The 11,296-nt window shown below is 61.4% G+C and carries 8 protein-coding genes; 2 read left to right on the top strand and 6 right to left on the bottom strand.

What is annotated here, in order from left to right:
* Nucleotide 1: 1 nt before the first annotated feature.
* Genes entF through fes form a run of 3 tightly spaced genes read right to left on the bottom strand, consistent with a single transcriptional unit; the run spans nt 2 to nt 5,278 of the window.
* Nucleotides 2-3,859, bottom strand: a complete 3,858-nt coding sequence (gene entF / locus ACQG0S_RS05770) for an enterobactin non-ribosomal peptide synthetase EntF (protein ID WP_063138056.1) — start codon at nt 3,857-3,859, stop codon at nt 2-4.
* Nucleotides 3,856-4,068 (bottom strand): MbtH family protein, encoded by a 213-nt coding sequence (locus ACQG0S_RS05765; protein WP_032624700.1) that lies wholly within the window; start codon nt 4,066-4,068, stop codon nt 3,856-3,858. Before ACQG0S_RS05765 ends, entF begins: the two co-directional genes overlap by 4 nt.
* A gap of 10 nt (nt 4,069-4,078) precedes the next feature.
* Entirely contained in the window at nt 4,079-5,278 is a 1,200-nt protein-coding gene (gene fes, locus ACQG0S_RS05760) for an enterochelin esterase (protein ID WP_038415624.1), read from the bottom strand.
* A 146-nt stretch (nt 5,279-5,424) separates the two neighbouring features.
* Between fes and ACQG0S_RS05755 the strand changes: the two genes are divergently transcribed.
* Together ACQG0S_RS05755 and entD are read left to right on the top strand one after the other, a co-directional pair.
* Nucleotides 5,425-7,665, top strand: coding sequence for a TonB-dependent siderophore receptor (locus ACQG0S_RS05755; RefSeq protein ID WP_046618946.1), 2,241 nt, complete (start codon nt 5,425-5,427; stop codon nt 7,663-7,665).
* A gap of 518 nt (nt 7,666-8,183) precedes the next feature.
* Nucleotides 8,184-8,873, top strand: a complete 690-nt coding sequence (gene entD / locus ACQG0S_RS05750) for an enterobactin synthase subunit EntD (RefSeq protein WP_155025043.1) — start codon at nt 8,184-8,186, stop codon at nt 8,871-8,873.
* Here the strand turns inward: entD and ACQG0S_RS05745 are convergent.
* The 3 genes from ACQG0S_RS05745 to sitB are packed head-to-tail and all read right to left on the bottom strand — an operon-like array spanning nt 8,809 to nt 11,296.
* Entirely contained in the window at nt 8,809-9,648 is an 840-nt protein-coding gene (locus ACQG0S_RS05745) for a metal ABC transporter permease (protein ID WP_063139125.1), read from the bottom strand. The genes entD and ACQG0S_RS05745 overlap by 65 nt on opposite strands.
* Complete coding sequence (gene sitC, locus ACQG0S_RS05740) at nt 9,645-10,493, bottom strand: iron/manganese ABC transporter permease subunit SitC (RefSeq protein WP_063137873.1); 849 nt, start codon at nt 10,491-10,493, stop codon at nt 9,645-9,647. Before sitC ends, ACQG0S_RS05745 begins: the two co-directional genes overlap by 4 nt.
* The gene (sitB, locus tag ACQG0S_RS05735) at nt 10,490-11,296 is read right to left on the bottom strand and encodes an iron/manganese ABC transporter ATP-binding protein SitB (RefSeq protein WP_023299548.1); all 807 of its coding nucleotides are present in this window, start codon (nt 11,294-11,296) and stop codon (nt 10,490-10,492) included. The genes sitC and sitB overlap by 4 nt, the downstream gene beginning before the upstream one ends.

Below are 11,296 nucleotides of genomic sequence, written 5' to 3'. Positions count from 1 at the left end.
ACTATCCTAAAATTTCCTTCAGTACCGGCCCAATCTTTTCAAACGCCTGCGGTGAAATAATATCCACGTGGGCGCAGTCCTGGCTGTACACCTCCAGCGCACTCACCCACGGCGCCCATGCGGCCTGCGGATCCATGGTTCGCGTGCGTTCGGCGACAAACAGCGTCGCTTTACCGTCGAACCGTGAACTATGCGCGGTGGTGAGCAGCCGCACCGCATCGGCGTAGTTGCCTTCAATAGCGTTAAACAGCTCGCTGGAACCTTGCCCCTGCTGGGCGGCGATAAACGCCTGACGCTCGCGCTCAATTTCCGCCAGCACCTCCGGATCGAGGCCATTAGCCTCTTTCTCCGCCCAGTTCTGGGTTTCCGGCGGCCAGGTATCCAGCAGGCCGAGGAACGCCACCGCTTCACCCTGCTCGCGCAGACGCGCCGCAATGCCCTGCGCCAGCGTGCCGCCGAGGGAATAGCCGAACAGATAATACGGCCCCTGCGGCTGCTGCTTACGCAACGTGTTCAGATGATGTTCGATCACCGCATCGAGATCCGCACACTGCTCCATCGGCCCCTCAGGCCGGGGAGACTGAATACCGACGATTGACCAGCGCGGGCTGAGGTAGCGCGCCAGGACGCTAAACTGCCAGGCAAAGCCGGATGCCGGATGGAAGCAGAACAGCGTCGGGCCGTTGCTTTCACGCAGCGGGAGAACAGTTTCATACCCCAGACGCTGCGCCTGCTCGTCGCTCATCTGCGAGTCCAGCAGGGCGCTAAGCTTACTCACCGTCGAGGCGACCATAATCTGGCCCGGCGTGACCTTACGGCTGAACGCACGGCTGAGCTGAGCCGCGAGGCGCATCGCCAGCAGCGAGTGGCCGCCGAGGGCAAAGAAATCGGCTTCGATATCGTTCACTGCGCAGCCCAGCAGGGCAGAAAACGCCTGCGCCACGGCGACTTCGGTTTGTGTCTCAGGCGCGCGACCAGAGGTTTTGCTGGTCAGCTCCGGCAGCGGCAACGCCTTGCGATCCAGCTTGCCGTTGGCGCTTAACGGCAGCGCGCTGATTTGCAGCAGCACCACCGGCACCATATGTGGCGGCAGCTGGGCTTTGAGTGATGTTAGCAGCGCGTCGCGATCCAGCGGTAAGCCGGATTCGGAGACAACGTACCCCACCAGCTGGCGGGCATCGCCACCCGTCGCCGCTGCCTGGTTGAACACGCAGGCGTGCGCCACGGCCTGGGCCACATCCGGCAGCGCGAGCATCGCCCGATCGATTTCGCCCAGTTCGATACGCTGTCCGCGGATTTTTAACTGGTCATCGCTGCGGCCCAGATATTCCACCGCGCCGTTGTCCAGCCAGCGGGCAACGTCCCCGGTGCGGTACATCCGCTCGCCGGGGGCAAACGGATCGGCGATAAAGCGGCTGGCGGTAAGGTCGGGGCGTCCCAGATACCCCTGCGCCAGCTGGATGCCGGTGAGATACAGATCCCCCGCCACGCCGAAGGGCACCGGGCGCATCATCGCGTCCAGAATGCGCAGCCCCGTATTCCACACCGGGAAGCCGATCGGCACGCTGTTCCCTTCCACCGCCGCCAGCTCGGGGCCGTACGCCGGATACCAGCTGACGTCCACCGCCGCTTCGGTCGGGCCATAGAGGTTGTGCAGCGGCGCATGGGTGAGCTGTTCCCACTCGCGGCACAGCGCAGTCGGCAACGCCTCGCCGCTACAGAACACCTGCTTCAGCGTCCTGCAACAGTCGACGTTTTCCGGCGTCAGCGAGGCGACGAACGCCGCCAGCATCGACGGCACGAAGTGGGTGGTGGTTACGCCATATTGTGCGAAGAAGCTCTGCATCGCCTGCGGATCGCGGTGCGCGTCCGGCTCGGCCATCACCAGCTTCGCCCCGGCAATAAACGGCCACCAGAACTCCCACACCGACACGTCAAAGCTGCACGGCGTTTTCTGCGCCACCACGTCATGCGCCGCCAGTGAATAATGATCCTGCATCCACTTCAGGCGGTTAACGATGGCGGTATGGCCGACCATCACGCCTTTTGGTCGTCCCGTCGAACCGGAGGTAAAGATGATGTACGCGGTCTGCTCCGGCTTCGCCAGGCGCAGAGGTTCAGCATCGGTGGCCGGTAATAGTGTGTTGTAACTAAAGGTGGCGATCGGCAGATCGTTAAAGCGCGGAAGCTGCTGGTCGGTGGTAATGAGCAGCGACGGCTTCGCGTCCTCCAGCATCATCCGCAGACGGTCGTCCGGGTAACCGGTATCCAGCGGCAGCCAGGCGGCGCCAGCTTCAACAATCCCGTGCAGCGCCAGGGTCAGGAACACCGAGCGCGGGAGCGCCACCGCCACGCTGTCGCCCGGCTTCACGCCGCGCGCGCGCAGCAGATTTGCCAGCGCGACCACCTGCTCGCGCATCTGGCGGTAGTTCAGCTCAGTATGGGCATCCGCCAGCGCCGGGGCGTCCGGCGTTTTGCTCGCCTGCTCCGCGACAAGGTCCGCCAGCGTGGTGGACGGCAGCGCCAGCCCGGTATCGTTGATTCGCGCCAGCCGGGCGTATTCCTGCTCTGATACGGTTTCCACGTCGCCACAGCGCAGGTCCGGGTTGGCGGCAAACTGCGTCAGCATTGCGTTCAGCCGCGCCGCGTGCCCCTTCAGCGTCGCCTCGTCGTAACGCTGCCTGTTGGCGAGGATCTCAATGCTTAGTCCGCCCTGCTCGTCCGGGAACAGCGCCAGCTCCAGATCGTTCACCGGGCCGGTCGCCAGCGTGTGGGTAATGGCCTCCACGCCGTCGATATCCAGCTGATAATCGAACACCTTGACGTTCAGCACCGGACCAAACAAGGGTTCGTCCCCTGCGGCCTGCCCGCTGTCGCGCACGATCTGCTCGGCGTCGTAGCGCTGATGGCGGCGCATCTTTTTCAGCTGGTTCGCCAGGCGCAGCGCCAGCGCCGACAGGCTCTCGTGCGGGCTAATATTTACCGCCAGCGGCAGGACGTTGAGCACCGGTCCGGTCGCGGTCAGCGCGGCGGAGCCCATGCGGCGCATAAAGATAAACCCGGCGGCGTAGTCCAGCCGTCCGGTCAGGCGGCCCAGCCACAGCGCCACCAGCGCAAGCGCCAGATCGGTTCGCTGCGTTTGTCCGGCCGCCTGTGCAAGCTGGCTGAACGCACGGCCGTCCATCGCCATTTTCAGGCGCAGGATGTCGGTGGTGGCGGCACGTCCCGGCAGGGGCGCCGAAGAGAGCGAGACCGGAGAAGGAAGCTGTTTGCGCTGTTCGGTCCAGAAAGCACCGTCGCGCTGATACGCCTCGCTGTCGCGATAGCGCTGATACTCCTCTACCACCTCGGCGAACGGAGTAAACGGGGAGGCGGGCGCAGGTTGACCTTTCTGCCATGCAGCGTAAATGGCGGCGATTTGACGAGTAATGGCCGGGAAACTGAAGCCATCTACCACCAGATGATGATACCGCTGATACCAGTACCAGTGGTTTTCTCCCACCTGAATCAGCTGGTGAAACGCCAGCGGCTGACCGCTGTCGACGCGCAGGTTCTGGTTGAGATCGGCCTCCATCAGCGCCACGGCGGCGTCGTGGGAGTTAACGCGCACAATGGACGGCTCCGGCAGGATCATGGCCTCATCGACCCACTGCCACACCTCGCCGTTATCCTCGGTGAAACGCATCCGCAGGGTGTCGGCCTGCATCATGCCTTCAGCGATGGCTTTTGCCAGCAACGGCGCGTCGATAGCGCCTTTCAGTTCGGTGTAGTGCGCCACGCTCCAGGCGTTTGGCAGGGAGGAAAGCTGCTCTGCCATCCAGATCCCCGGCTGGGCGGCGACAAGAGGGAGACGGTTCATGCGCGCTCCCCCGCAAAATAAGACGGCTCAAGCGTCTGCCACTGTTCCGCCAGCCACTGCTGGCACGCCTCCTGAGATTGCGGTTCGCACACCACGCGCCAGCCCGCGGGCAACTCGCACTCCTGCGGCCACAGGCTGTACTGCCCCTGGTCATTTTGCAAAATGGCGAACTGTCCCTGCGGATTATCGAAAGGATTGCTGAATTCCATACAGACTCCGTTATTGAATAAGCGGCTGCCAGAGGGTCATCAGCCCCTGTGTCAGCCCACCGCGCCAGCAAAGCGCATCGTGTCCGCCGTCAACCTGACGCCAGAAAACCGGTTGCTGAGTGTGTAGTTCGGCGAGGATCGCCTGGTTTGCGCGTAAGATAAGCGGCTCGTTGCGCCCGGCCTCAAGCACGATGCGCAGCCCGCGAGCGGTTTTTTCACCCGCTTTGAGTTGTTCAATGAGCAGCCCGTCCTGCTGCGCGCCGCGGTGCGGCCACCAGTAGGATCCGGACTGGCTGAGGATGCAGCCAAAACGCTGCGGCCAGTTGAGGCCCGCATAGAGGGAAGAGAGCCCGCCGAAGCTTTGGCCCGCCACCACGGTATGGTCGGCGCGGTCGCTGAACGGGGCCATGCTTTTCACCTGCGGGAGGAGTTCGTCCTGCACCGCCAGCCAGAAATCAGGGTTGCACGGCAGCTCGCGGCTGCGGTGTGCGGTGTCAATGACGTCGATTAAGACATAAACCGCAGGCGGCAGTTTGCCTTCATGGGTGAGCGACGCCAGCGCAGGCCAGACGGGCATGCTTTCGGCCCAGAACTGCCCGTCAAGCAGCACCGCCAGCGGGCGCTCGGGGCTTTCATCCCCGGTGGTAAAAATCCACACGCGGCGATGGTTCTTCAGACGCGCGCTGTGCCACTCAATGCAGACAGGCTTTTTATAGGGCGTATCGGGATGATTCCAGCCGGGCTGTACGGGCGCCTCCGGCATCTCCAGCGCCGAGACGGCGTGCCCGCGCCCGCCGCGCCAGCTCTGGGCATTCAGCGGATCGGAAACCGCGTGCGGCAGCAGTTTGCGCCAGCCTTCGCGCAGCGCCATGCGGTCCGGCTGCTCGCCTTCAAACACTGCGCTGGCAAAATCATCTTCATTGTCGGAGGGGATAAAACAGTAGCTGCCGCGCCATTCGGGGCTGAACTCGCCCTGCCACTGCCAGACGTCGGTATCCGGGATACGTTCAAGGGACTGCGGACGGGCATTTTGATGGTGATCGGTCACGCCGGTGACGTAGAGCCAGACGCGTTTAATCGTCGACGTTTTCTGCGTTCCCGCCGGGTCCCGCCACCAGAATGTCACGCGATAGTTTTCCTGATGACGTTCCCGTTCCGGCCCGTTTTTCGCCTGCCACCACGCTTCACTTCCGGTTGTTAACGCCGTCACCCTTATAACCCCATGTTTAACAGTCTTTTTTGTTTCAGAGCAAATTTTATTGATAATATTATTGATAACTATTTGCATTTGCAATAGCGTAATGCCCGCGCTGTGGGAAGCGCGCTCATTAAATAACCATAAAAGCGGGACGTACAATGAATAAGAAGATTCACTCTCTGGCCTTGCTGGTCAATTTAGGGATTTATGGTGTCGCGCTGCCCGCCATGGCAGACGACAACACCGCCTCCGCGCAGCACGAAGACACCATGGTGATCACCGCCGCCGAGCAGAATTTGCAGGCGCCGGGCGTGTCGACCATCACCGCCGACGAGATCCGCAAAAACCCGCCCGCGCGCGACGTGGCGGAAATCATCCGCACCATGCCGGGCGTTAACCTGACCGGCAACTCCACCAGCGGCCAGCGCGGGAACAACCGCCAGATTGACATTCGCGGCATGGGCCCGGAAAACACCCTGATCCTGATCGACGGCAAGCCGGTCACCAGCCGCAACTCCATCCGTCTGGGCTGGCGCGGCGAGCGTGACACCCGCGGCGATACCGGCTGGGTCCCGCCGGAGATGATCGAGCGCATCGAAGTGATCCGTGGCCCGGCCGCTGCACGCTACGGTAACGGCGCGGCGGGCGGCGTGGTGAACATCATCACCAAAAAATTCGACGACCAGTGGCACGGCTCCTGGAACACCTACCTGAACGCGCCAGAACATAAGGACGAAGGTTCGACTAAACGCACCAACTTCAGCCTGAGCGGCCCGCTGGGCGGCGACTTCAGCTTCCGCATGTTCGGTAACCTGGACAAAACCCAGGCCGATGCGTGGGACATCAACCAGGGTCACCAGTCTGAACGTACCGGTGCCTACGCCAACACCCTGCCCGCAGGCCGTGAAGGTGTGGAAAACAAAGACATCAACGGCGTGGTGCGCTGGGACTTCGCACCAATGCAGTCGCTGGAGTTTGAAGCGGGCTACAGCCGCCAGAACAACCTGTATGCGGGCGACACGCAGAACACCAACAACGACAACGCGCTGGTGAAGAAGAACTACGGTAAAGAGACGAACCGTATTTATCGCCAGAACTTCGCCGTGACCTGGAACGGCGGCTGGGATAACGGCATTACCACCAGCAACTGGGCGCAGTACGAGCACACCCGCAACTCCCGTCTGGGTGAAGGACTGGCGGGCGGTACTGAAGGTCTGTTCAACAGCAATAAATTCACCGACACCGATCTGTCCGACGTGATGCTGCACAGCGAAATCAACCTGCCGATTGATTTCATTGTGAACCAGAACCTGACGCTCGGCACCGAGTGGAACCAGCAGCGCATGAAGGACTCGACCTCCTTCACGCAAACCCAGCAGGGCGGCACCATCCCGGGCATGAGCGAAGACCGTAGCCCCTACACGTCAGCGGAGATCTTCTCCCTGTTCGCCGAAAACAACATGGAGCTGACCGACAGCACCATGCTGACCCCTGCCCTGCGCTTCGATCACCACACTATTGTCGGCAATAACTGGAGCCCGTCCCTGAACCTGTCGCAAGGTCTGGGGGATGACTTCACCCTGAAGATGGGCATCGCGCGCGCCTATAAAGCGCCAAGCCTGTATCAGACCAACCCGAACTACCTGCTGTACAGTAAAGGCCAGGGCTGCTACGCCAGCTCCGACGGCGTGGGCTGCTACATGATGGGTAACGACGATCTGAAAGCGGAAACCAGCATCAACAAAGAGATTGGCCTGGAGTGGAAACGCGACGGCTGGCTGGCGGGCGTGACCTGGTTCCGCAACGACTATCGCAACAAGATTGAAGCGGGCTACGCGCCGATTGGCCAGACGTCCACCGGCAAAGTCACCACCGATATCTACCAGTGGGAAAACGTACCGAAGGCGGTAGTGGAAGGTCTGGAAGGCTCCCTGAACGTGCCGGTCAGCGACACCATCAACTGGACCAACAACATCACCTACATGCTGCAAAGCAAGAACAAGGAGACCGGCGATCGTCTGTCGATCATCCCGGAGTATACGCTGAACTCTACCCTGAGCTGGCAGGTACGTCAGGATGTCTCATTGCAGTCGACCTTCACCTGGTACGGCAAGCAGCAGCCGAAGAAGTACAACTACAAAGGTCAGCCGGTGACCGGGTCTGAGAAAGACGAAGTCAGCCCGTACAGCATCGTTGGCCTGAGCGCGACCTGGGACATGACGAAAAACGTCAGCCTGACCGGCGGCGTGGACAACGTCTTCGACAAGCGCCAGTGGCGCGCCGGTAACGCCCAGACCACGGGTAATACCACGACGGGTGCGTATATGTACGGTGCGGGTGCGTATACGTATAATGAGCCGGGTCGCACCTGGTACATGAGCGTGAATACGAGGTTCTGATACAGGCAGTGACTTCCCCCTCTCCCTGTGGACTGAGGGATCCCCAGTAATTTTTTTATGCAGAAGCAATAAAGTTGCTTTCTAAATGACTGAGGGCTGTCAGCGATGCCCTGGTCCGGCTGTAAATCGCTGAGGCGTTTCCTGCAGGCCGGGGCGAGGCGCAGGGATGCGCCGAGAGGGCGGCTTTACAGGGACGTTGCCTCCGCCCGTACCCGATAAGCCGGAAGGAATAAGCCGAGGGCACCGCGAAGCGGCGATTTACCGCCGGGAGCCCGGGTCGCCAGGGTGGTGGCGACTGAGCCACCCTGGCACGTTCACCGGTCATGTCGTTACAGAGTAGCAAGGAACATAAAGTGAACGGAATGACCACCACCGCCGTATGTTCCCCTCACCCTAACCCTCTCCCCGGAGGGGCGAGGGGATTGCTCAGTGCTCGCATTAATTTGTGGGGAACCCTCAGCCCTTTGGGAGAGGGCCGGGGTGAGGGCATCAGGCCGCACAATACTGAAGGGAAAACCATGCACACAACCCACAGCACATTTTCTCTCGCCGGCCACACCCTTCACCGCATCACTTTCGACCCCACCACCTTCACCGACGCCGATCTCCTCTGGCTGCCCCATCACGCACAGCTGGCTGACGCCGGACGCAAGCGCAAATCCGACCACCTGGCAGGCCGCATCGCCGCGGCGCATGCGCTAAACGAGCGCGTAATCCCCGGCATCGGACCCAGCGGCGAACCGCTCTGGCCGCAAGGTATTTCCGGCAGCATCACCCACAGCGGCACGCAGGCGATGGCCGTCGTCACGCAATACCCTGCGCTTATCGGCATCGATTGTGAAACGATCCTTTCCGAAAACGAAGCCTGGGAAATCAAAGACGGCATTATTGATATGCAGGAAGAACCTGTGCTTTCCCGCTCGGGATACCCGTTCGCCCTCGCCCTGACGCTGGCGTTCAGCGCCAAAGAGAGCCTGTTCAAGGCCCTCTTTCCGCAGGTGCAGGCCTGGATGGGTTTTGACAGCGCCCGCGTTACCCTGCTCGACGACAGGACGCTTATGCTGGCATTGACCCGTCATCTTGCAGGCTTTGAGGAAGGCACTGCCTTCACCCTTCACTGGCAGCAGCACGGCGAACAGGTCATCACCCTGCTGTCACACGCTCCTGCCGACGTGCCTTCACGCTGGTCAACACAAACGTCACGATAAACACCAACGCGAACAGGACCACAATGGTCGGCGCGGGCGCGCTGTCGAGATAAAACGAGGCATACACGCCGCTTACCGAAACCAGCGCTGAAACGGCGACCGCCACCAGCAGCGCCATGTGAAAGCGTCGGGTAATCAGCACCGCCACCGCGCCGGGGGCAATCAGCAGCGAAATCGACAGAATTATACCCACCGCTTTCAGCGTCGCCACGATGGTCAGCGAAACCATGCACAGTAAGCCGTAGTGCAGCCAGCGGGTGCGCAGGCCGCTCGCCTGCGCCTGCTGATAGTCAAAGCAGAACAGCAGAAAATCGCGCCACTTCAGGCCAATCACCAGCGCAATCAACCCCGCGACGAGACCGCTTTGCAAAATGTCCATCCCGTTAATGCCCAGCATATCGCCGAACAGAATGTGGTCGAGATGCACCTCAGGTTTGACGGCGATATAGAGGATCAGCCCGGCGCCGAACATGCCGGAAAAGACGATCCCCATAACCGTATCTTGCTTGATTCGGCTGTTATCCTTCAGGTATCCGGTGGCGACCGCGCAGAACAGACCAGCCACGAATGCGCCCAGCGCCAGCGGCAGGCCCATCATCCAGGCCAGCACGACGCCGGGAAACACCGCGTGGCTCATGGCGTCGCCCATCAGCGCCCAGCCTTTCAGCACCAGAAAAACCGACAGCAGCGCGCAGGGCACGGCCACCAGGAGTGAAATCAGCAGCGCGTTGTTCATAAACGCAAAATGGAACGGTTCGAGGATCAGCGTCATCATGGATGTGCCTCCCGCGCCCGACGGCGGCTGGCAAGCAGCCCGTGCTTCGGCGCAAAGACGAACGCCAGCAGGAACAGCAGCGTCTGGGCGACCACGATAATGCCGCCGGTGGCGCCGTCCAGGTAATAGCTGGCCCACGCACCGAGGAAGCTGGTGATGCTGCCAATGGCGACGGCAATCATCAACAGGCGCGGGAAGCGATCGGTCAGCAGCCAGGCGGTCGCACCGGGCGTAACCACCAGACAGATCACCAGAAATGCGCCGACGGTTTGCAGCGCCGCCACGGTAGAGACCGCCAGTAGCGTAAAGAAGAGAATTTTCTGACGTTCCGGGCGCAGACCGATGGCGCGGGCGTGGTTCTCATCAAAAAAGGTCACCATCAGATCTTTCCATTTGAACAGCAGGATAACTATCGACACCACGCCGATAATCGCCAGCTGAACGATATCTTCCGGGGCGATGGCGAGAATATTGCCGAGGACGATGGTCTGAATGTTCACCGAGGTCGGGTTGAGTGAGACCATAAACAGCCCCAGCCCGAAAAACGAGGAGAAGATCAGCCCGATAATGGCGTCCTCCTTCAGGCGGCTGCGCTGGTTGAGAAACAGCATGCTGCCCGCCGCCAGCCCGCCCGATAAAAACGCCCCCAGCGAGAACGGCAGTCCGAGCATGTAAGCGCCCGCTACGCCCGGCACGATGGAGTGCGACAGCGCATCGCCGATCAGCGACCAGCCTTTGAGCATCAGATAGCAGGAGAGAAACGCGCACAGCCCGCCCACCATCGCCGAGACCCACATCGCGTTGAGCATGTACTCGTAGCCAAAGGGTTCGAGAAGCGCGTTCATTTGGCCTCCTGTCGGTGCGTGACGAAGGGGCGTTCGTCGTCGGTAATAATGCGATCTTCCGAGCCGCTGAGCACCACGTGGCGCAGCACGCCGCTAAAGGCGCGCTCAAGATTCTCGGCGGTAAAGGTGATATCCGTCGGGCCGCTCGCCAGCACGGTGCCTTTGACCATCACCGTGTAATCGCAGAATTCCGTGACCGAGCCCAGATTGTGGGTCGAAACCAGCATCGTTTTACCCTCGTCGCGCAGCTCCCGCAGCAGGCTGATGATCCTGGCTTCGGTTTTGACGTCCACGCCGGTAAACGGCTCGTCGAGCAGGATCACCTCGCCCTGCTGGGCAATCGCCCGCGCCAGAAACACGCGCTTCTTTTGGCCGCCGGAGAGCTCGCCAATCTGCCGATGACGCAGCTCAAGCATATCCACGCGCTTCAGGGCGTCGGTTACAATCTGCCTGTCGCGCTCTTTAGGTCGACGCAGAAACCCCATATGCCCGTAGCGGCCCATCATCACCACGTCCTCGACCAGCACCGGAAATGACCAGTCGACCTCTTCCGACTGCGGCACGTAGGCGACCAGGTTCAGGCGCAGCGCCCGGTGAGGCGGAAGCCCAAGAATGGAGATAGTGCCGCTCGCCGCCCGCACAAAGCCCATCACCGCCTTAAACAGCGTGGACTTGCCGGAACCGTTAACCCCCACCAGGGCGGCAATCGATCCGCCCGGCACGCTGAACGACGCGTCGCGCAGCGCCGTGTGGCCGTTGCGGTAGGTCACGGTCACGTCGGTTACAACAATCCCCTTCTGCAT

Origin of the sequence: Enterobacter cloacae complex sp. 418I7 (assembly GCF_050030705.1) — a bacterium.
In the GTDB taxonomy this organism is placed as follows: domain Bacteria; phylum Pseudomonadota; class Gammaproteobacteria; order Enterobacterales; family Enterobacteriaceae; genus Enterobacter; species Enterobacter intestinihominis.
This window is presented reverse-complemented; position numbering and strand designations above follow the sequence as displayed.